Origin of the sequence: Leptothoe spongobia TAU-MAC 1115 (assembly GCF_018739885.1) — a bacterium.
In the GTDB taxonomy this organism is placed as follows: Bacteria; Cyanobacteriota; Cyanobacteriia; order Phormidesmidales; family Phormidesmidaceae; genus Leptothoe; species Leptothoe spongobia.
Map to the genome: position 1 here is coordinate 18,133 of NZ_JADOES010000021.1, position 20,579 is coordinate 38,711.

A 20,579-nucleotide genomic window follows, 5' to 3' on the forward strand; every position below is an offset into this window, starting at 1 on the left:
ATCCCCACTTATAATCCCCACTCTGTTAGGGCAGCCTTAATCAGAACTAGATCAGTATGAAAATTAGATCTGTGGTTACTTTCCATAGACTCTGCCAACTGTTTAGGAGGTATCGGCCTCAACTCCAGATCACAGGATTTAGCAATCCTCGAATACAGTGGGCTCCACATAGATCGATTCGTCTGATTAAATAACTCTAGAATTTTAGTCCCTGGTTCGCAAAACGCTATGTTGGCCAGAGCAGCCCCATGGGGGCTAATAACATATTTGGATTCATTAAACAGCTTAGCTTGCGCCGCCACCGTCAATTTCTCAGCTATGACAATCTGAAATCCATAGGCATCTAAAAGTTCTCTCAGCTCAATCTCGTTAATTAGCTTTCTCCCAGTTTTTATATGGTCTCTCGTCAGATAGATTTTCCGATAGGGTTCCTTGACAGGTCGATTGATAAAAACTGCCTTAATCGCTCGACATAGATGGTTACTGGGTTCAAGCCGAGTTTCATTGAGCTTAACAACAACAATCTCCTGGGCCATCAACGATTTAATTCGTTTGGCATCCAAGACTTGACAATAGCTAAATCCTAGCCTTCTCAACGCCTGTCTTTGATATGGATGCCCCAAATACCCAAAGTGAAAATATAGTTTATCAACTTTAAATTCTTTTCTTTTATTGCTGAGATAAATTAGCTTTGGGAGTGTTTCGTACGTCCAGTGGTAATAGGAGTAGTTCCTCCTCTCCTGAACAACACAGGCGACTCTTTGATGCCTAAACTGTTTATCCACAGAAGATGGATCTAGCGGCAACCTTTGTTTACTCCCTAACTCCCTGGGAAAATCGATAAATCTACCGTCTCTGTCATAGACTTCACCTTTATCGTTGGTGTAGCCAGCCTTGACCCGAAGTACTGTGACGACAGCGTCTTCAGATTGCATTAGCGTACTATTCGTGGCGTTCATGCTCCCTCAGAGCTCCTTGACCCAGTACTAATTTCCTAGATGCTAATAGTTCGCCTGCTCAGGCGACAGCGGATGCTGACACACCTCCGCTTTAGCTTTTTGTACATCATAGGATCGAGTACTGGGATAGAGTCATGAGACGCCATAAAACGCTACCCGCCTCAAAACGCTACCCTATAAGCGGTAGAACTATCGGAGGAGCCCATGTACGGAATTGCCGGTGTCGACGAAATCTCAGCCCTAGACTTTGCCCAACGGCTGGCAGAGGATGAGCTTCAACTGGTCGATGTCAGGGAACCAGAGGAGGTTGCGATCGCAAATCTGCCAAACTTTATCCACCTGCCCTTGAGCCAATACGCAGACTGGGCCGATCACATTTTTAATCACCTAGACCCCAGCCTTGAAACCATCGTCATGTGCCACCACGGCATGCGCTCTGCCCAGATGTGCCAATGGCTACAGCGCCAAGGCTTTGAACGTACCAAAAACCTGGCCGGTGGCATCGACGCCTATTGTCGACTTGTCGACAGCACCATTCCCCGCTATTAATGACCTAATCAAGATTGCCAAGATAGACCCTCCCCAACCTCCTGATCACATTTGGAAAAGCACAAGACCTGCCCCTACGATTGGCTTTTGACTGACCATTGTCTGCATCTTAACCTCAAAATTCAAAACTCCTTTCCCCATGCTTAGCCAGCTTCAAACCCTCGTTCGCGAAGTCGATGGACGCTACGCTACCGATACCGAACTGATGTTTTTACAAAACTACCTCCAAACTGCTCGTCTGAGGTTTAGCGCCTATCAAAAAATTCAGCAAGCGGAAAAAAATATCATTCAGCAAGTCAAAAAAAAGCTCATAGCCCTTGATCCCCAATTGCTCCGACGAGGAAAAGTAGACCTCAGCGCCAAATGGCAGCGCGATACCGTACGAGGTTTACGATTCTGTGCCCATGCCCTCCTAGTAGCGGACGAAGAAGGCTTAGAAGAGAACTTTCTACTCTGGTTCCAGTCAATCATGCGGTCGTTCAAAGCCCAACCCAGCTGCAACATGACCTATAAAGTGATGCAGGACGTTGTACGGCAATACATCACCCCTCAAGAGGCTGAGCTATTTTGCCCAATTTTAGCTCAGGCCAGGCTTTTGCTAGGTCAATAACGTTACCCTGAAGGTAGCTCAGGTACATCATGTCTTATGGACACCCCGTCAGTTAACTCCCACAAGCTGCGTCAGCAATATCCCCAAAAGCATAACCACTATAAGTTTTCCGAATTTTTCCAATTCAATAGAGTCGAAGGAACTATTGCCGATTGGAATGGGAGCCGCAATATCCTTACTAGTGAAGACTTTATCATCGGTTTGTTGGAAGGCCTGGAAGAAGAGGTGGGAGCAGCCTCAGCAGCCGTCATGTATTCCATTGGTGTGGAATGGGGAAAACAGGATTCACTATTTTTTGATCAGTGGTTTGAGCGAGAGTACAATACCAAACCACAGCAGGCCAACCTGATGTTTTTATTAGAGACCTGGTGGTGGCCTTTTACAGCTCAAGGTTGGGGACGCTGGGAAATCGACATGGCCGATCGTCAACAGGGATTTATGTTTATCAATCTCTTTGACTCAGCCGTAGCACGCACCCTGGGAGATGTGGGGAAACCTGTTTGTTATCTTTATGCAGGCTTGTATGCCGGATTTTTTACCGAAATGGTTCGTAAGCAGTTGAGCTGTATTGAAATCCAGTGTTATTCCATGGGTGAGACCTACTGTAAGTTTTTGCTAGGAGCGAAAGAACGGATTGATGCTGCAGCATTTTGGTTAAATGAGGGAGCAACAGCGACCGATATCGAAAAGCGGCTACGCTCTGGGGACCCCTTATGATGATTGACCCTAATATGCAACACAATCAAACTCCTCAACAGGCAAAAACAGTAGAAATAGTTTCCGTTAGTGACTTTTTTGAGCAAATCAACTGGTATGGCAAAAATCTAGCAGATGCAGATGGGCTAATGTTAGAAAGCGCTGCCTATGGAACTGTTGGACATTTTTTTAGCACATTCCCCTGGCGGGGCTCGACCAGCACGTTACCCTCTGACAATGTGAGAACAGATAGTGACAGTGAGGTTTTCTCCATAGAAGAAGACGACACTCTGACGTTAGAAGACCTTTCAGCGTTATTTTAGAGCGCCCCAGTCTTAGAGCAAACCGTCGTCTAGGATCGCCATGACCACACCTCCCCTAAGTCAACACATTTTACGTCAGCTGGAACTACAGCCAGACAAAAGCTACATCACGGCTCAACAAATGAGCATTCTTAGCCAGTATGTGGGCAGTTTGGCCGATCGGATCAGAGCCTACCGCCAGATACGTGAGTGGGAGATCAACCTCATCCAGGAACTCGTCGATCGATTACCTGTCGAGGCAAAAAAAAATACTAGCGCCTTAGAACAAAGCATCAAGCAAACTATTTTGATTTTGCGCTACGCAGCTCTGGGCATGCTGGTAGATGATACTCACCTGGGGCGACGCCGGTTAGAAGACTGGTTACCAACTATGGTAGAAGTTTACCAAACTCAAGCCGTTGACACATTGCTTCACCGTTCCCTCAATCAGCAACTACCTCGGTTATTGACCGACTCCCAATTTTCCATGCTCAAACCCCCTCTGGAGGCAGCACAGCAACTACTACACATACCTGAAGAGACACAATCAGATAGCGAACCGCAAAAAGAGGCAACACAATCAGACTAAATCTTATTGCAGCCAGACAAGAAATATTAAGGATATTCTCTCCTCGTTAAACGTTGCTGAATTGTAAAACCTCGACATAGGCTCTTTTCTAGCACATTTGATCAATCTCTCTGATGATAATATTTGATCATCACCTCCAGAGGCTTTTTTTCGTAAGGGAAACCGAAAGGACTGCTGACCATGGTATTGGTAACTGATTTACTGACAGACACCAACCTCACGGCAAATTACTTTGCCACGGATGTCTATGTCCATGGCACGTTAGAGCTAGGGTTATTAGAAAATCGTCGCGGTGATCGATTACTCGCCCTACCCGAGTCGCTGATTCGGGCAATTTATACAGGCTTGGACAATGAAACGGGCCAGGCATCTATGCTAGTGCTGTATAACTGCGGGCGCTGGTGGGGTAAAAACTTCTATACACGCTTTTGCGAGGAGCTGACGGACTATCACAATCGTCCCGTGTCAAGTTTATCGATGCCTGAGTTTATGCAGGCTTTGGAACAGTGCTGGCTTACCCATGGCTGGGGTCAAATTAGCTTAGACTCAAGCTATCGTGAGCAAGGTTTTTTAGTGCTCAAAATTCGAGCATCGGCCTTTATTTACTACGCCCCCAAGTTAGAGCGCCCTGTTGGTTTTTTGGAAACAGGTGCATTACAAGCATTTTTTAGTGAGTTGAGTGGCGAAACGCTGCACTGTGTGCAAACAGTTTGCGAATCCTTAGGCGCTGAAGAAAATTGTTTTGTCCTCGGGATAAAAGATCGACTGACGGTAGCGGAGACAGGTGTAGAGCAAGGACTTTCCCATACTGAGATCATGAATCTCCTGGTGGGACAAGGAGCATAAGGGCTTACCAACGGATGCAGCAATGTGAATATTAGCCATCAACGATCTAACTATCGCCTGTTGGGGCTGGTGGGCAATGGTCAGTTTGGACGCGTTTACTGTGGAATCCATCGCAAAACGGGCCAGCTGGTAGCTATTAAGTATCTTCATCGCCACAGTCTGCCCACCCATGCATTTTTGCGGGAGTTGCGCTGTTTACTGAGTCTGGTTCATCCCAACATCGTTGTCTGTCATGCCCTAGAGAACTGTGACCAGGGTCGACGTCTGGTATTGGAGTACTGTGCAGGGGGGACGTTGCGATCGCACATGCTCAGTACCCTCCAACTAACCGACATTTTTAACCTCATATCAGATGTCTTGGGTGGTCTAGCCCATGCGCACCAACAGGGAGTAGTCCATTGCGACATCAAACCTGAGAACATCCTATTAAGTCATCACAATGGACGCTGGAGGGCCAAGATTTCAGACTTTGGTATTGCCAAACTTGTCCAAGAACAGCCTTACCGTCAAGGCACGGGGCAGACAGGTTCCCCAGCCTATATGGCCCCAGAACGCTTTTACCGGCAATACTCTCCAGCCGCAGATGTCTATGCCGTCGGCGTCATACTGTTTGAGCTTTTGGTTGGACAACGCCCCTTCTCCGGTACACCGACCGTCCTAGAGTCAGCCCATCTCAACCAGCCAGTTCCTGCAGCAGAGCAGCTGATCGAGCCGCTGAAAGCCATCATTACTAAAGCGTTAGAAAAGCTCCCTGCTCGCCGATATCCCAGCGCCACAGAAATGCTAGCGGATTTCCAGACCATTGATCTCCCTAGCCTAGACTTAGCACTACCAAACCGGTCGCTTCATATTAACTACTGTGCTTATACAGGACAACCATTTCACCAATTAACTAAACCAGTCGAACATCTCAAAGAATGGTCACTGCAATCCGTTGAGCAGACATCTACTGAGCAGCCTGAAACGACACATCGGATGCTGATGGCCCATGGCGCTCAGCTCGCCATCCTGGAAAAACAGGCCCTCAGCTGCTCTCCACAAGTTTTAGATGGCCCAGTCCAAGGGCTATATCCATCGCAGACAGGCTTGATTGTCAGTACAGAGCACAGTCTTTGGTCTGGTCCTTGTCCTGAGTTATTAACGCCTCTTCTCCATTGGCCCACGTCCACCATGGTGGACATAGCCCCCCATCATCGATGGGCCGCCACAGTAACCCCACAGGTCAAGCGCCTGAACATTCTGCAGCTACACAGTTCTGGACAAACGGGTTGGTCTGTTAAACGGCCCCTATCTCCAGATCTGAACATCCGTCAGATCCTCGCTATCGACAGTGGCCATCTCGTTATCGTTGGCCACTCTGAAAAAACAGGCACCCAACTGCAGCTATGGAACCGGCGCGGTATGTACTTAAACTCTTTAGATTTAGGGATTCATTTACGTCAGTTAACCCCAATGCGTCAGCCTCATCACTGGATGGCTATCGATAGCCATGCCCCGAAAACAGTGATTTTGCTAACTCTTAAACCCCTACGCATAAACCGTATCACCATAGATATCCACCCTACGCTAATGATTGATCTGCCTTGGGGCTATCTCTTTAGCGATACTGAAGGGCGCATTCTGCTACTTGATCGAGATTTTCATCCCATCGGTGGCATCCAAGGTCCGAAAAACATTACAGCCATTACTCCTAGTAGTTCTCACGAACTCATAGTCGCCACCTGGCAAGATCAAACCCATACAGGTGAGCTACATTGTCTAGATCTCTACACCTTTGACCTGGATATGATTTTTTAACGCCCCCAAACCTAAACCCATAACTTTCCCCAACTACTCTCTCAAATTCACCCGTCCCTCAATCCCATTCTCACGCAACCAATCCAACCGTTCTTGGGCGTCTACCTCATCGACATAGGCCCCTGCCTGCATAAACATACGGCTCCCCACACGGGTACGAAATGCATCTGGCACTAACACTTGTAAATCATCTGCATCTGCCATATCTACCAGCACCTGATAGCGAAATGCTCTCGCGAGAGACACAGTCCCTGGCGGTGTCAGGTGTCCTGCACCACTATTACTTGGAATTGCTGCCGATGGTACTGGTAGACGCTGACCAGAAGCGATGTCGGCCCTTTCAGGCGCTTCTAAAGTGGCTGCAACGGGCACTTCCACAGGGTCTGACGCAGGATGTTGGTTTAATCGTGCCAACAGGTTTGCAATCCCGTCTCGTCGAGCATCACCCACTTGCTCATCGAGCATAGTCTCTGATTCAGTAGCAGAAATTACCGCAATGGAAATCGCCCCCTCATTTGAAGAATACTCAGACGAGTTGCCCTCATCATTATCGGAAACTAGTAACGCTGTTGGCTGTCGTTTTAGGATGGGTGAGCGCTCCTCAGGATTCGTAGATACAGCGGAGCCAGCCAAATGCTGCCTAAACGAGAAGAGAGAGTTATCTCTCTCCACAACAGGTTCAATAGCTTCAATGCGCTCGGATTCAACAGTCTCTTCTACAACAGTCTCGTCGGAAATAATTGCAGTCTCTGCGGCCTGAGCTCGAACGTGTGATGCAGCAGCTTCGATCTCGGGCTCAGTGACATCGTCTCTGACATCTGGAACAGGCGCAGACTCCAATAAAGTAAGCGACTCAGACACCGCTGCAGGTAACTTCGCAGCCACTTCGGACCTGGCCTCGGGCCTGATCACCCTGATTTCGTCTCGTTCAACCTCATCACGCAGATCAGACGCTTCGCCGCCATCAGATACTCTACCCCTTAATAGATCAGCATTAGCAGATTCAGGTGTCGTTGACACTGCAGCCACGGTTGCCTCAACAGTTGGTTCAACTTCCACCACACCATTACGCCCATTGTTATTCAGGATATTGGCCTCTAAAACAGGACGAGCATTGTTCTTTAGCGCAATCCCTACATCATTACGAGCAATTCGATTGTTATTAATCGTTGGAATCGCCGGACTCGCTATGCTAATCGCCCGTCCCGTAGCTTCAAAATAATTGCTACGAACAATCGCACGACTATTACCTCGAATTGCCAGACCAAGCTGATTGCGGTTGAAATAGCTGTTCTCAATCACAGGAGCACCATCAGTCACCTGCACACCTGCCACAGCATTGGCCACTAACGCCACTCGACGCAAAACCGGAGTCCCCGAAGAAATCCATACACCGCTACCCTTGGCATTTGACACGGCAATGTTAGCCAATCCAGATCGATCAGCAGTCACAATCGTGGCATTGTGACTCATATTACCGTCTTGAAATTCCCCACTCCCCACAATTAAGGTATTCCGAGTCTCCCCCGCAGTCCCTTGGATCGTAATACCAGGCCGTAAACGCAGAGGAAACTGCTCTCCAGAGGCTTGGCTGTAATGCCCCGGAGCTAACAGGATCACTGTACTCACTCTGGGGGCGACCATCTCTAATGCCCGAGTAATCGTCTTATAAGGCTGCTCAGCACTGCCAACGCCTTGCTGATCGTTTCCCGTAGCTACATCCACATGCAAAACGGTATAGTCCTGAGTCTGCTGACTCCTACTGAGAATACGGCGATCAGCCATCCCCGTCTCTTGAGCAGCAGATGGGGAAGCTGTCAGCAATGCTGCCATGGTCAGCAATATGCTTCCCAATGTCTTTACACATATATATGCGTTCATCGTCAAATCCACGAACGTGATTAGTCGGAGACTCTTTATCTCCAAAGACTTGAATCTAGTTAATTACGATGACGCTCTGCCCACCATCCCAAATCCATGGTTATCAGTAATGCAAAATCTGCGGTGGGTGCGTGAGGCAGGATGTCGTTATGTTTAGGTTGTCAGACCTATGAGTCTTTGACCCATTTGCCTTTGACCCGTTTGTCTTTGGAATTCTGGTGGCGGCTTGGAAATTTGTCAACCCTTTGTTACAACAGATTTCATTAGAGTGCTGTTTCCTAACAGTCAAAAATCGAGGATCAGCAACGCCACAGAATACACTGATAACATATGGAGGCTTTGCCCTCAGTCCATCCTGTCCATGAACCCTACGTCCATTTCTAAAACCTCTGGAGAGGCCCCCTCTCCAGAAGCACCCTCTCCAGAGGCATCTTCTCCAAAAGTTCTGTACCGAATTTTAGATGCCAATCTTGATCGTGCCCGCGAAGGGTTACGCATTATTGAAGAGTGGTGTCGCTTTGGCTTAAATAACGTATCCCTCACAGAGCAGATCAAGCACCTCCGCCAAACCCTAGGCCATTGGCATAGCGATGAGTTCCGACAAAGTCGTGACACTCCAGGAGATCCCGGTACAGCTCTCAGCCACCCCCAAGAGGAAAAACGCGACACGTTGCAAACAGTAGTACAGGTCAACTGCTGCCGAGTACAGGAGGCGCTGCGAGTTCTAGAAGAATATGGCAAACTGCACTCTACCGACATGGCTCACGGTGCCAAACAAATGCGCTACCAGCTCTACACACTGGAAAGCAAACTATTGGGCCATGACGTCAGACAGCGATTGGCTAAAGCCTGTACTTATTTAGTGACCTCTCCCCACGAGCAGCTGTTGGGCATTGTGGAGAAAGCTTTACAGGGGGGAATTGATATTGTTCAGTATCGAGAAAAATCAGCTGATGATGAGGTCCGACTGGAACTGGCCGGTAAAATGAAATCACTGTGTCACCAGTACAATGCTCTGTTCATTGTTAATGATCGGGTAGATATTGCCACAGCAATTGATGCAGATGGTGTGCATCTGGGTCAACACGATTTGCCAATGTCAGCAGCTCGTCAAATTTTGGGACCATTACCTATTGTGGGGCGCTCCACCACATGCCCAACAGAGATGAAGCGAGCCATTGACGAAGGTGCTGATTACATTGGTGTTGGGCCAGTTCATGCCACCCCCACAAAGCCTGGCAAAGCCGCAGCTGGCTATGAGTACGTCCGTTACGCCGTGGCCAATGCTCCCATGCCATGGTTTGCCATCGGCGGTATTGATCTGACCAATGTAGCTGCCGTGCGCGCAGCGGGCGCGCCAGGTATTGCCGTTGTTCGAGCCGTTATGCAAGCTGATGATCCCACCCAAGCGACCCAAGCCTTTGTCCAACACTTTAGCTAAAACAACTGACTCTCCCCATCACCATGAATACTCCCATCACCGTCACTCTCCAAGTCAACGGCGAATCCCAATCCTGTCCCGTAGGTACTACATTGCCAGAGCTACTCAAACAGCTAAAGATGGATCCACGCCTGGTGGCCGTGGAGTATAACGGTGAAATTTTGCATCGTCAGTTTTGGGAAACAACAGTCATACAAACAGATGATCGCTTGGAAGTAGTCACCATCGTCGGAGGTGGCTAAGACAGTGTTAAGAATTTCGGTAATTGGAAATGACATCATGCCTATCTAGTGGCGGTAATCCGGCCTATTGCCACCATCTTTCCGATTCAACTAAAGGCGTTAAAGTAAGGGTGGCTAAACTATAAAGTTAATGCTCTGATTTTTCAGGGCGTTTGCAGGTCATGTTGGCTTGATCACACCAGCTTTAAAGTCGGTTTTACTCATCCATATGACAACGTCAGTTCAGTTGCGAAATATCAGTGTTTTTCTGCATCATGAGTCGATTTAAACTACCTCGATTTAAGTCTTGGCTACGTCCCTTACTCAAGTCATTGCTGGTGTCTGCTCTGGCATTAGTCCTAGTCTTTTCCCAAGCCGATGGCGCGTTAGCCGCTAGGGCGGGCGGACGCATTGGGGGCGGTAGTTTCAGAGCCCCTAGCAGACCTTCTTATGGCCGGACTTATTCATCACCACGTAGCTATCGGGGGCCTTCCGGTGGCGGCTATTATCCTGGCGGTGGCTTCGGATTTGGTTTTCCGTTTATCATGCCGCTATTTGGATTCGGTGGTGGCGGGTTGTTTAGCTTGCTGATATTTTTTGCGATCGCATCCTTCCTAATGCGCAGCTTCCGCTCCGCAGGCTTTGGAGAAGACGGAGAAACCTACACACCAAACCCTAATGTAGCTGTAGCTCGGCTGCAGATTGGACTCCTGGCTAAAGCACTGCATCTACAGAAGGATCTGAACCGCTTAGCTCAATCCGCAGACACCAGTTCGTCAGCCGGTCTGACAAAGGTCTTACAAGAAAGCACCCTCTCCCTGCTACGCCACCCTGAATATTGGGCCTACGCTGACACTGATACCATTACAACCAAACTGACATCGGCTGAGGCAGAGTTCAACCGCCTCACGCTGATGGAACGCAGCAAGTTTAGCCGCGAATCCTTGTCCAATGTCAACAATCAACTCTCAGGTAATAATTCGGCAGCTCTACCTAATGCTGATGGGATACAGCCATCCGGGGAATACATCATTGCCACCGTCATCGTTGCCACCCAAGGAAAGTTGACTCTCCCTAACGTCAATTCTGAGCAAGACGTACACAAAGCCTTAAATCAAATCGGTGCAATCCCAAGTGCTCAGCTTATGGCTGTTGAAGTTCTATGGACTCCTCAAGCAAGCGGCGAAACCCTTACTAGTGATGAAGTAATTGCCCAATATCCAAACCTAAAACTGGTGTAGTTGTCTGTAATCACCCATATTTCGTAAAAAACTACCAACTACTCCCACGGGAGCCCACTGAGGGCTCCCGTTTTTGTCGTAATACACTCATCTAATGCTGGTTTGTCAAATGTTTTTACAGTTTTGAGCCCATCTACGTACAGATCCGGGTATATTGGTTCCGGCTTAAGGCACTCACCCTGTAGCCGAAATCGAGCTTATGTGCTTAACTCTTGAACAATCCCGCGCCTGTTTTCTAAAAAGTCCCCATGCTTGTTCTGCTTACCCGTGTTTTACTTTGGGCCACTATTGGTCTCCTGGTTTGGTACATTCTGACCAAAATCATTCCGCAAAAGTACCTCACTTGGTTTGGCGGGGTCATTGTCCTAACGCTGATCATTGCTTCATTTGCAGATCCCAATGACGAAACTATTGGGACGATTTGGCGACTGATTTCACTGCCGCTAACTCCCCTGGGAGCAACAATCTTATTGCTGGGGTCAGCCATTAGTGAGGGAGTCAAAAAAGTCAAAGGTCAGCAGGTAGCAGCAGCATTAGCTATTTTATTATTCACCAGCCTCCCCATCGTTAGTCGATCCATCGTGCGTCACTCTGAATCAGAAGTACAAAAGGCATTTACTACGCGGGCAGCCCAGTGTACGGATGTATGCCCAGTCGACGTCCAAGCAGAAGGAGCACGGATCAATCGAACAGGCGCTATCGTTGTCTTTGGGGATGATGCAGGCAGTTCCAAAGAAGCAGTGGCCTTCCAAAATGCTACTGACCAAGCTTATAACTCTACTTTAGTCCCTCGCTTGATCTACTCAGCCCAGCTTTACAATCAAGTTCGTCAATCGGGAGCCGATCCATTCGTAATTGTTACAGCTGATCCAGGCGGAGATAGTGAGGCCAGTGAAGTCAAACGACAAAATATTAGAGCCGTTCTCCTTGATAACGGTGTACCTGCCCGTAATATTCACTTAGAAGGGACCGGTCTAAACGTCCAGGGCACTGCCAATAACGTAGATAAATTTCTACGAGATCGACAGGTGCTGAGAGCCCGAGAAAATCGAGAGGAACGGACCGATGCACGCGTTATGATCGTAGCTCCAGCGATGACCATGACAAGATCAGCCTTGACCTTTGAAAACATGGGCATGCAGGTGATCGCCAAGCCCACCGATTTTTACTCGATCAACCCTTGGTCTGGAGGTGATACGTTTTCTCGTCTCCCCGATATCATCCCCAATGTCGATGCCCTACAGCTGACATCACGATATTGGGATGAAGTGCTCACCTCCACCTATTACTTCTTACGGGGTTGGCTACCTAATTTCGATTTTGGTTGGGATTCCAACATCGAGCTTTAATTTCCCTCATTCCAGCCCATCTTAATGGGCAAGCAAGCTTGTCTATGGAGTACTAGGATAGTGGAGCAGCAATGCTGCAAACACGTTTCGAGCACTTCTATGGCAAAGTCTAGGCTGCAATATCTGACTAGTTATCTTAAACCTCATAGACGACAAGTCATCTTTGGGATTGGGATATTACTGTTGGTCAATATCCTCAGCGTTTGGATTCCCCTGATCATCGGTGATGTGGTTGAGCGCCTCAAAATCACCTTTAACCAAGGAATAATCCTACGGTATGTGGTGTTGATTTTGGCACTGGCAACCGTGATGTGGGCCATTCGCATGGCCTCACGAGTCTTGATTTTTGGAGTGGGCCGCAAGGTTGAGTTCGACCTCAAGCAGCGAATTTTTGAGCATCTACTATCATTAGAACCCGCTTACTTCGCAGAAAATACCATTGGCGATCTCATTAACCGCGCCACCAGTGATGTGGATAATATTCGCCGACTGCTCGGTTTTGCGGTGCTGAGTTTGGCCAATATATTCTTTGCTTATTGCCTGACCGTGCCTGCCATGCTGAGAATCAGCATCCGGTTAACATTAGTAGCCTTGGCTATTTATCCAGTCATGATGCTACTAGTAGGCACCTTTAGTAATCGCCTTAGACAAGAACAACTAGACGTTCAACAATCTCTGTCTGACTTGAGTACATTGATTCAGGAAGACATGAGTGGTGTTGGACTGATCAAAATTTATGCTCAAGAAACTAACGAGCAACAGGCTTTTTCTAAACGCAATGATGAACTCTTGAAGGCAAACCTCGCCCTTGCTCGCACCCGCAATACATTGTTTCCACTATTAGGTGGTTTAGCTAGCCTTAGCTTAGCGATTATTTTGGCATTAGGGGCTCGTAACATTGCAACTGGGACATTGACAGTTGGTGATTTTGTCACTCTCCTGCTCTATGTCAACAACTTAGTTTTTCCTACGGCGTTACTAGGGTTCACCATTACGTCCTATCAGCGGGGAGAGGTGAGCGTTGATCGTATTGAGGCAATTTTTGCAGCGCAACCTAAAGTGGCCACCGCAGCAACTGCCTTATCTTTACCCGTCACCCAGGTAAGAGGACGACTACAAGCTAAAGGGCTGACATATCAATACCCTGATACTGACACGCCAGCTATTCACGATATTTCCTTTATCATCGAGCCCGGAGAGACCGTCGCACTGGTCGGTCCGATTGGCTCAGGGAAATCCACCCTGGCTAAAGCATTACCTAGGATTCTAGAAATTCCTCAGGGTCAACTATTTATTGATGACCATGATGTCACCCAGGTAATGCTACCGGATCTGCGTCGAGCCATCGCATTTGTCCCTCAAGATAGTTTCTTATTTAGTACCAAAGTAAAAAACAATCTACGCTACGGAGTCCCTTTAGCTGAAATGCCTGAGATTGAACAGGCAGCTAAATTGGCCCAGATTCAGAGTGAGATCTTAAACTTTCCCAACCAATATGACACCGTGGTGGGTGAACGGGGCATAACGCTCTCTGGAGGCCAACGACAGCGCACAGCCTTAGGTCGAGCATTACTGATTGATGCGCCTATCCTGGTTCTAGATGATGCACTGTCTAGTGTGGATAACCAAACAGCCACTCAAATTTTGGATAACCTGTCCTACGGAACTCAGCGTAAAACGGTGATTTTTATTACCCATCAAATGTCGGCAGCCGCAAATTGCGATCGCATCATCGTCATGGATCAAGGCCACATTGTACAAACAGGCAACCATGACAGCCTAGTCACTCATCCTGGCCTATATCAGCAACTGTGGAATCAGCACAAACTCAAGGAAGTTCTGCAATAATCGTCATGCCTCAACAGTAATCCAATCAATAAGAGCGCGCAGTAATCATCGATTGCTACACGCTCTTATTGGTTGTAATCATTAACACTACTCTAACGAACTGGACCCTAACCACCAATAGCATCTGGAATTGCAAAGATTGGTAAATACATCGCCACTAGAATTGAGCCCACCATACCACCTAGCAAAACGATCATGATGGGTTCCATAATGCTTGTCAAAGCTTTAACCGCCTGCTCCACCTCATCCTCATAGAAATCAGCAACCTTCATGAGCATCTGATCCAACTCCCCCGTTTCCTCACCGATACTGATCATCTGAACGGCCATAGTTGGAAAAACTTGGTGCTTTTGTAACGCCAAACTAATCATGCCCCCAGTCTGAATCTCAGCCCGCGCTTCCTCAATTGCATTCGCAATTACTTGGTTACCCGATGTATCTCGCACAATCTCTAATGCCGTCAAAATCGGAACACCAGAACGAGAAAGAGAACCAAACGTACGGCAAAATCTAGCTGTCGCTGTTTTTTGAACCAAATCACCAAACAGAGGTAGCTTCAAGAAAAGACGATCAATTGTTTCACGACCAGCACGCGTTTTGTAATATTGCCGATAGGCAATACCTGCCACAATCAATACGACAACTGTGATTAAGACCATCACAGGATTACGCAAAAAACGGCTAATGCTAATCATAAACCGAGTAAAGGCCGGTAATTGAGCCCCTAATTCAGTGAAGATATTTTCAAAAATGGGCAGCAAAAATACTGTCATCCCAATAAAAATCGTAACAGCCAAAACAGCAACTGTTACGGGATAAGCCATGGCAGACTTAATCTGGTTCTGCAAGCGATTAAGATCTTCTAAGAGCTTAGCCAGACGATTCAAAACTTCATCTAATACACCACCTACTTCACCAGCCTGAACCATACTCACATACAGCAAATCAAAACTTGCTGGATGCTTTCGCATCGAATCAGAAAGGTTATTACCCTGCTGCACATCAGCATTAATTTCTAGCAGTGCCTTCTTCAATTTTGGATTAGGACATTGCTCACCTAAGATCCCAATCCCTCTAACCAAACCAACACCTGCATTGACCAAAGCAGCAAACTGTCGTGAGAAAACGGCCTTATCCTTAACAGAAACCTGAACTAAAGAGGTTTTAATATCCTCCAAATTAAAACTCAGTGCACGATCTTGTTTGATACTTTGAATAAAAACACCACGCTCCTTCATCATTGTCCGAGCTTCACCCGGTGAGGCCGCAACGATCTTTTCTCGTCGAGTACGACCCGTGGTATCTCGCCCTGTGGCAACGTAAGTAGGCATGGGTTTTACCTCTGCAAAATTTTATGCTTAGCAGTCATTGAAGGCTTTATACAGTGTCGCCTATTTTTTAGGCAACCCCCCAAATGTAATTAGACAAGAGTAATTTTAAAAACGCCACTCTATTTAACGACGTGCGCCGGTAGCCGGACGCCCACGCTGCGCCTGGCTTTTACCCATAGCAGAGCCTGTACCACCAGCATTGATCAAACGCTGAAGTTCATCTGCTCGAGACGATTTGCCCATCGCTTGCTCAAAACTAATTGTGCCAGCCTGGTGCAAGTCAGCTAAAACCATCTCCAAGGTTTTCATCCCTAACTTAGCGCCTGTCTGAATAGCACCATAAATCTGAGCCGTCTTACCTTCTCGAATAAGGTTCGAAATTGCCGGTGTTACCACCATAATCTCCTGAGCCATAACACGCCCAAACTCTCCAGGCTTAGGATTGGCCTTAGGAACAAGGGTTTGACTTAACACTGCAACCAAAGAGTTAGAAAGCTGTACCCTTACCTGCTGCTGCTGCTCAGGCGGAAAAACATCGATCATTCGGTCGACGGTCTGAGCTGCAGAACTCGTATGCAAAGTACCAAAGACAAGGTGACCGGTTTCCGCAGCAGAAATAGCGAGGGATATGGTTTCCAAATCTCGCATCTCCCCCACCAGAATCACATCAGGATCTTCTCGAAGTGCCGCTCTAAGAGCGTTAGAGAAACTTTTGGTATCTTCTCCAATCTGCCGCTGATGAATTAAACTTTTGATTGGCTCATATACAAATTCGATAGGATCTTCAACCGTCAGAATATGCTCAGCTCTCGTGTGGTTGATGTCATTAATCATAGAAGCCAATGTAGTTGACTTACCAGAGCCAGTCGGTCCAGTCACCAAAATTAGGCCTCGAGGCTGACGAGCAAGTTCCTTCACAATTTCAGGGAGGCCCAATAGTTCAGCGCTGGGAATCTTGGAACTCAAGGCACGCAGACAGGCAGCATATGTGCCTCTATCCTTATAGACATTGACACGAAAGCGGGCGAGTCCTTTTACACCATAAGAGCAATCCAATTCCCAATTTTGCTCTAGGTTTTTCCGCTGAGTATTGTTGAGCATACTAAAAATCAACCGCTGACACTGCTCAGGCGTCATAGGTGGGTGCTCAGTGGGAGTAAGATGGCCACTGACTCGGATGTAAGGCGGTAATCCCGCTGAAAGGTGAAGATCAGACCCTCCACGCTCAACCACTTCTTCCATTAAGTCTTCGATCATCATTTCCATGGAGCCACCTCAGGTAGATATAGATAAAAACGTTATGAGCGAGAAATGAACATTGGTGTTTAAAGAGACCTAGAATCCAGTAATGGAGATGAGTTTACCCACCTTGACACCTGGAATTACATACATCACCCAATGCAACTAATTACTTGGGAAACGAGGCGTTAGACAGTAGGGACAATCCAACCATTCATGATGAAGCTCTGCACTGCAGGTAGCACAACTCAAAATCGTTTTCCGCCGCGCTTTAAGCTCTGCTTCTAAGCCAGTATCGGTAAAGGTTACCCGTTCTACCTCTTCTAAAGTTGTATAGCCTTGCTCAACTAATTTAAGGCTATAAGACAGTAAGGTTTGCATCCCTTCTTCGACAGCAGCTTCTTTGATATGTTCTGCAGGAGCCCCATCGGAAATCATTTTCTGCAGCCCCTCAGTAATACGCATTACTTCATACACACCGACCCGGCCTTTATAACCTGCGCCCTGACAAGTTTCACAAAGTTCACTAGCACCTTGCGCAGGATCAACTTGATCAGGTGAGATCGTATTGGCTCTATAAAAAGTAATATCACCCCCAGAAGAACTCAGACCAAAGCGTCCCAATTCCTCGCTAGTGGGGGTATAGGCAATACGACAATCACTACAAACTTTTCGAACTAGACGCTGGGCTAGTACACCCACTAATGAACTAGAAACCTGAAAAGCCTCCACCTCCATTTCACTCAAACGAGAAATAGCGCCCGCCGCGTCATTAGTGTGTAATGTAGTCAAAACCAGATGACCAGTCAGCGCCGCCTCAATAGCAGTTTTAGCCGTTTCAGTATCGCGGGTCTCACCCACCAAAATCACGTCAGGGTCTTGTCGCAGAAATGCGCGTAAAAGTAGCGGAAAGTCAATTCCCTTCTCACGAATGACTTGTACTTGAGTAATACCAGGCAAGGCATACTCAATTGGGTCTTCTGCAGTACTGATATTAATATTCGGATCGTTACGTTCCGCCAGGACTGAATATAAAGTAGTCGTTTTACCCGAGCCGGTGGGTCCTGTAACCAATATCAAACCATAGGGAGAACTGGTCATATCCCGAACGATGTTGAGGGTTTCATCATCCGTGATGAGTTTATCCAACCCCAGTTGTGTATTCGTATTATCTAAAATACGTAAAACTACTTTTTCACCATAGCGACTGGGAATGGTACTTACTCGAAAGTCAACTTTACGTCCTTGAAAAACCCTGCGAATTCTTCCGTCTTGAGGAATTCGGCGCTCAGCAATATCTAGATCAGAAATAATCTTCAAACGCGCTGTTACAGCTGGAATAATTTTCTTGGGCAGCCGCTGGAAAGCCTGACGTAAAACACCATCACGCCGAAATCTGATGCGTAAAAATTCCTCTTGAGGTTCAACATGAATATCGGAAGCTCCTTCTTGGAGAGCCTTAACCAATATCTTATTGACTAACGCAATGACAGGAGCTGCCCCTGCATCTTGAACCGCTGCTCCTAAATCAGCTTCTTCATCAATCGCTTCCTCAAGATCAGCACCGTCAAGATCTAAGTCCTCTAGATTCGCGTTAACATCAACGGCTTGCTCAAAATCTCGCTGTTTTTCCTTGGCAACCTGATCATCTAAATAGGCCGAGATCATCCGTTGATAGTCTTCAACGGTAATAACCATGCGACGTAACTTCAGGTTTTTCGGTCGCAAAATGCGGTTAAGGTCATCTTGTGCCTCCAAGTTTTCTGGATCCACCATTGCCACTAACACGGTGGAAGATCCATCTTGAGTAGTTTGAGACAACGGCAACAAACGATGGCGACGACATATATCTACCGGAATTAGGTCATCAATCAGATTGCCAACTTTCGTATCAGAGACACTCTCAATCTCAGGATCTAATGACTCAACTCCGTAAAGGATTTTTAGCTCAAATAGCTGCTGTTTCTTATACTGACGTAAAAGCTCTGGGCTTAACTGCTGGCCTGTCAGTGACTCTAAAACATCGGTTAAGGAGCGACCCGACTTTCGACTTTCAACCAACGCCTGCTGCATTTGGTCTGTGTCGACATACCCTGCCTGAATAAGCTGATTACTGAATGGCGAAAAGCTTCTTTGTAGAACAAGCGCTTTCCGAGATGATGAGGAGTTGGTCATAGTCGCCGCAGAAAATCCTTACAGAAGGTTGCCCACAAAACACTTTTCTGTAGACAGCTAAAGGGGAGTATCTCAGCCCCATAGCTCAAGGGAAATGAAAACGGCACAGTATATCGCATGATACCGCACCATTCACCGATAATAGCTTGAACCTTAGCATCCAGCTAGCCGCATTAAAGGCTATTGCTTATTGAAAGCAATCATGAGGATAAAAATTCTATGCGGATCACGACTTATTTTATATAGTCATTACGTTGCAAAATGCACTATTGTGATACCGCTAAGGTAATTAAATTAAATGTTACAGACCAGGTTAGTGAAATGCTTTGTGATCCGAAAATTGATTTTTTCCGTCTAGACCATTTAGACCAATGGGTCCTTAGTATGGAGCAACTCGCTTAAAATATCAGCGTCTAGGCAAGTATCACCCTGTGTTCTGTTATTGATGAGGTTAAAAGATGGTAGAGGACGTTAATCCGATAGAAAATCATTCCATTGAAGAAGATGATAAAGCTGCTGACACAGTCAGTGAAGCAGAGGCAAATATTGAAGAGCTAAAGCTTGAAGATGCTGACATTGAAATTGATTTTGAGAATGAGTTTTCTGAAAGCAATTCTGGTGATGTAGAGGATAGCAATGCCAATGATGCTAGCGCTACAGAAATCACTGAGGACAATGTCCCGGCTATTGCGGAGTTACAAGCGCAAATCGCACAACTGAAATCTCAGTTAGAAGATAGAAATAGTCAATATCTGAGGCTTACGGCTGATTTCGAAAATTTTCGTAAGCGCACAAGTCGTGAGAAGGAAGAGCTTGAACTTCAGATTAAATGCAGTACTATTAGCAATTTGCTAGAGGTAGTTGATAACTTTGAACGTGCTCGTGCTCAAATCAAGCCTCAAAATGATGGTGAAATGGCTGTTCATAAAAGCTATCAAAGCGTTTATAAGCAGTTAGTTGAAGGTCTCAAACGGGTTGGTGTTGCTCCTATGCGAGCAGAAGGAAAGGAATTTGATCCTAATTTGCATGAAGCCGTTATGCGTGAACCAACTGACGCACATGCTGACGGTACCGTAATTGAGGAACTGGTTAGAGGTTATGTTTTAGGTGAGCGTGTCCTACGTCATGCCATGGTCAAGGTTGCGACTCCCCTGGAGGAATAGTATTGACCTTCATGAATACTCAAAACGTGAAATATCAAGAACTGAGCTGGCATGAAGCTAGCTCAGTTATGAAGCTTTCTTGAATATCGATATGTTTTGTTAGAACTTATAGTTTTGGGTATTGTATCTATATGAGAGGGCTACTTACATACCTTCTTTTAAGTTGCTGATCGCAACTGCTGTAAATCGGTATGTTTAGGGCCTGGGTGTAACTGTATAGCAATTTTTACTCAAGCTTCTTTATCAGTTTATCCATATAGTTAATGCCTGCTTGTAATGAGGTCATCCCTCAGCAGCAACTAGTCGACTCTTAATTTTTTTAAGAGATTATAGATAACTACT

At 46.8% G+C, this 20,579-nt stretch carries 18 protein-coding genes; 13 read left to right on the top strand and 5 right to left on the bottom strand.

Features of this window, described 5'->3' with window-relative positions:
- Nucleotides 1–8: 8 nt before the first annotated feature.
- Complete coding sequence (locus IXB50_RS11915) at nt 9–959, bottom strand: glycosyltransferase family 61 protein (RefSeq protein ID WP_215609193.1); 951 nt, start codon at nt 957–959, stop codon at nt 9–11.
- A 204-nt stretch (nt 960–1,163) separates the two neighbouring features.
- Between IXB50_RS11915 and IXB50_RS11920 the strand changes: the two genes are divergently transcribed.
- The 7 genes from IXB50_RS11920 to IXB50_RS11950 all read left to right on the top strand — a co-directional run bounded on the left by IXB50_RS11920 (nt 1,164) and on the right by IXB50_RS11950 (nt 6,348).
- Nucleotides 1,164–1,508, top strand: a complete 345-nt coding sequence (locus tag IXB50_RS11920) for a rhodanese-like domain-containing protein (protein ID WP_215609194.1) — start codon at nt 1,164–1,166, stop codon at nt 1,506–1,508.
- Nucleotides 1,509–1,647: 139 nt separating this feature from the next.
- Entirely contained in the window at nt 1,648–2,118 is a 471-nt protein-coding gene (locus IXB50_RS11925; protein ID WP_215609195.1) for a globin family protein, read from the top strand.
- Between the two features lie 36 nt (nt 2,119–2,154).
- Nucleotides 2,155–2,835 (top strand): V4R domain-containing protein, encoded by a 681-nt coding sequence (locus tag IXB50_RS11930; RefSeq protein WP_215609196.1) that lies wholly within the window; start codon nt 2,155–2,157, stop codon nt 2,833–2,835.
- On the top strand, nt 2,832–3,137 hold the full coding sequence (locus tag IXB50_RS11935) for a hypothetical protein (protein ID WP_215609197.1): 306 nt from the start codon (nt 2,832–2,834) through the stop codon (nt 3,135–3,137). Before IXB50_RS11930 ends, IXB50_RS11935 begins: the two co-directional genes overlap by 4 nt.
- Nucleotides 3,138–3,177: 40 nt before the next feature.
- The gene (locus IXB50_RS11940) at nt 3,178–3,705 is read left to right on the top strand and encodes a globin family protein (RefSeq protein ID WP_215609198.1); all 528 of its coding nucleotides are present in this window, start codon (nt 3,178–3,180) and stop codon (nt 3,703–3,705) included.
- 180 nt (nt 3,706–3,885) lie between these two features.
- Nucleotides 3,886–4,551 carry a V4R domain-containing protein gene (locus IXB50_RS11945; RefSeq protein ID WP_215609199.1) on the top strand — a complete coding sequence of 222 codons (666 nt, stop codon included), beginning with the start codon at nt 3,886–3,888 and terminating at the stop codon, nt 4,549–4,551.
- Between the two features lie 24 nt (nt 4,552–4,575).
- On the top strand, nt 4,576–6,348 hold the full coding sequence (locus IXB50_RS11950) for a serine/threonine-protein kinase (protein WP_215609200.1): 1,773 nt from the start codon (nt 4,576–4,578) through the stop codon (nt 6,346–6,348).
- A 33-nt stretch (nt 6,349–6,381) separates the two neighbouring features.
- Here IXB50_RS11950 and IXB50_RS11955 read toward each other — a convergent pair whose 3' ends face one another.
- Complete coding sequence (locus IXB50_RS11955; RefSeq protein WP_215609201.1) at nt 6,382–8,181, bottom strand: DUF1565 domain-containing protein; 1,800 nt, start codon at nt 8,179–8,181, stop codon at nt 6,382–6,384.
- Between the two features lie 409 nt (nt 8,182–8,590).
- Between IXB50_RS11955 and IXB50_RS11960 the strand changes: the two genes are divergently transcribed.
- The 5 genes from IXB50_RS11960 (at nt 8,591) to IXB50_RS11980 (ending at nt 14,329) form a co-directional block, all read left to right on the top strand.
- Nucleotides 8,591–9,670 carry a thiamine phosphate synthase gene (locus IXB50_RS11960; RefSeq protein WP_215609202.1) on the top strand — a complete coding sequence of 360 codons (1,080 nt, stop codon included), beginning with the start codon at nt 8,591–8,593 and terminating at the stop codon, nt 9,668–9,670.
- A 23-nt stretch (nt 9,671–9,693) separates the two neighbouring features.
- Entirely contained in the window at nt 9,694–9,912 is a 219-nt protein-coding gene (gene thiS / locus IXB50_RS11965) for a sulfur carrier protein ThiS (RefSeq protein ID WP_215609203.1), read from the top strand.
- Nucleotides 9,913–10,166: 254 nt separating this feature from the next.
- Entirely contained in the window at nt 10,167–11,132 is a 966-nt protein-coding gene (locus IXB50_RS11970) for a DUF1517 domain-containing protein (RefSeq protein WP_215609204.1), read from the top strand.
- A 248-nt stretch (nt 11,133–11,380) separates the two neighbouring features.
- Complete coding sequence (locus tag IXB50_RS11975; protein ID WP_215609205.1) at nt 11,381–12,481, top strand: YdcF family protein; 1,101 nt, start codon at nt 11,381–11,383, stop codon at nt 12,479–12,481.
- A 99-nt stretch (nt 12,482–12,580) separates the two neighbouring features.
- Nucleotides 12,581–14,329 carry an ABC transporter ATP-binding protein gene (locus tag IXB50_RS11980; protein WP_215609206.1) on the top strand — a complete coding sequence of 583 codons (1,749 nt, stop codon included), beginning with the start codon at nt 12,581–12,583 and terminating at the stop codon, nt 14,327–14,329.
- Nucleotides 14,330–14,436: 107 nt separating this feature from the next.
- On the opposite strand, the gene IXB50_RS11985 is transcribed toward IXB50_RS11980, so the two are convergent.
- From IXB50_RS11985 to IXB50_RS11995, 3 genes are all read right to left on the bottom strand, one after another.
- Nucleotides 14,437–15,660 (bottom strand): type II secretion system F family protein, encoded by a 1,224-nt coding sequence (locus IXB50_RS11985; protein ID WP_215609207.1) that lies wholly within the window; start codon nt 15,658–15,660, stop codon nt 14,437–14,439.
- 123 nt (nt 15,661–15,783) lie between these two features.
- Complete coding sequence (locus IXB50_RS11990; RefSeq protein ID WP_215609208.1) at nt 15,784–16,926, bottom strand: type IV pilus twitching motility protein PilT; 1,143 nt, start codon at nt 16,924–16,926, stop codon at nt 15,784–15,786.
- Nucleotides 16,927–17,064: 138 nt separating this feature from the next.
- Nucleotides 17,065–19,074 (bottom strand): GspE/PulE family protein, encoded by a 2,010-nt coding sequence (locus IXB50_RS11995; protein ID WP_215609209.1) that lies wholly within the window; start codon nt 19,072–19,074, stop codon nt 17,065–17,067.
- 458 nt (nt 19,075–19,532) lie between these two features.
- Between IXB50_RS11995 and grpE the strand changes: the two genes are divergently transcribed.
- The gene (gene grpE, locus IXB50_RS12000) at nt 19,533–20,237 is read left to right on the top strand and encodes a nucleotide exchange factor GrpE (RefSeq protein ID WP_215609210.1); all 705 of its coding nucleotides are present in this window, start codon (nt 19,533–19,535) and stop codon (nt 20,235–20,237) included.
- Nucleotides 20,238–20,579 lie beyond the last annotated feature (342 nt).

Bases quoted from the DNA above. Each gene is read 5' to 3' on its own strand.
- IXB50_RS11960 (WP_215609202.1), top strand. From the start codon at position 8,591: ATGAACCCTACGTCCATTTCTAAAACCTCTGGAGAGGCCCCCTCTCCA.
- IXB50_RS11980 (WP_215609206.1), top strand. From the start codon at position 12,581: ATGGCAAAGTCTAGGCTGCAATATCTGACTAGTTATCTTAAACCTCAT.
- IXB50_RS11995 (WP_215609209.1), bottom strand. From the start codon at position 19,074: ATGACCAACTCCTCATCATCTCGGAAAGCGCTTGTTCTACAAAGAAGC.
- grpE (WP_215609210.1), top strand. From the start codon at position 19,533: ATGGTAGAGGACGTTAATCCGATAGAAAATCATTCCATTGAAGAAGAT.
- IXB50_RS11955 (WP_215609201.1), bottom strand. From the start codon at position 8,181: ATGGCAGCATTGCTGACAGCTTCCCCATCTGCTGCTCAAGAGACGGGG.
- thiS (WP_215609203.1), top strand. From the start codon at position 9,694: ATGAATACTCCCATCACCGTCACTCTCCAAGTCAACGGCGAATCCCAA.
- IXB50_RS11915 (WP_215609193.1), bottom strand. From the start codon at position 959: ATGAACGCCACGAATAGTACGCTAATGCAATCTGAAGACGCTGTCGTC.
- IXB50_RS11925 (WP_215609195.1), top strand. From the start codon at position 1,648: ATGCTTAGCCAGCTTCAAACCCTCGTTCGCGAAGTCGATGGACGCTAC.
- IXB50_RS11985 (WP_215609207.1), bottom strand. From the start codon at position 15,660: ATGCCTACTTACGTTGCCACAGGGCGAGATACCACGGGTCGTACTCGA.
- IXB50_RS11935 (WP_215609197.1), top strand. From the start codon at position 2,832: ATGATGATTGACCCTAATATGCAACACAATCAAACTCCTCAACAGGCA.
- IXB50_RS11945 (WP_215609199.1), top strand. From the start codon at position 3,886: ATGGTATTGGTAACTGATTTACTGACAGACACCAACCTCACGGCAAAT.
- IXB50_RS11975 (WP_215609205.1), top strand. From the start codon at position 11,381: ATGCTTGTTCTGCTTACCCGTGTTTTACTTTGGGCCACTATTGGTCTC.
- IXB50_RS11920 (WP_215609194.1), top strand. From the start codon at position 1,164: ATGTACGGAATTGCCGGTGTCGACGAAATCTCAGCCCTAGACTTTGCC.
- IXB50_RS11990 (WP_215609208.1), bottom strand. From the start codon at position 16,926: ATGGAAATGATGATCGAAGACTTAATGGAAGAAGTGGTTGAGCGTGGA.
- IXB50_RS11970 (WP_215609204.1), top strand. From the start codon at position 10,167: ATGAGTCGATTTAAACTACCTCGATTTAAGTCTTGGCTACGTCCCTTA.
- IXB50_RS11930 (WP_215609196.1), top strand. From the start codon at position 2,155: ATGGACACCCCGTCAGTTAACTCCCACAAGCTGCGTCAGCAATATCCC.
- IXB50_RS11940 (WP_215609198.1), top strand. From the start codon at position 3,178: ATGACCACACCTCCCCTAAGTCAACACATTTTACGTCAGCTGGAACTA.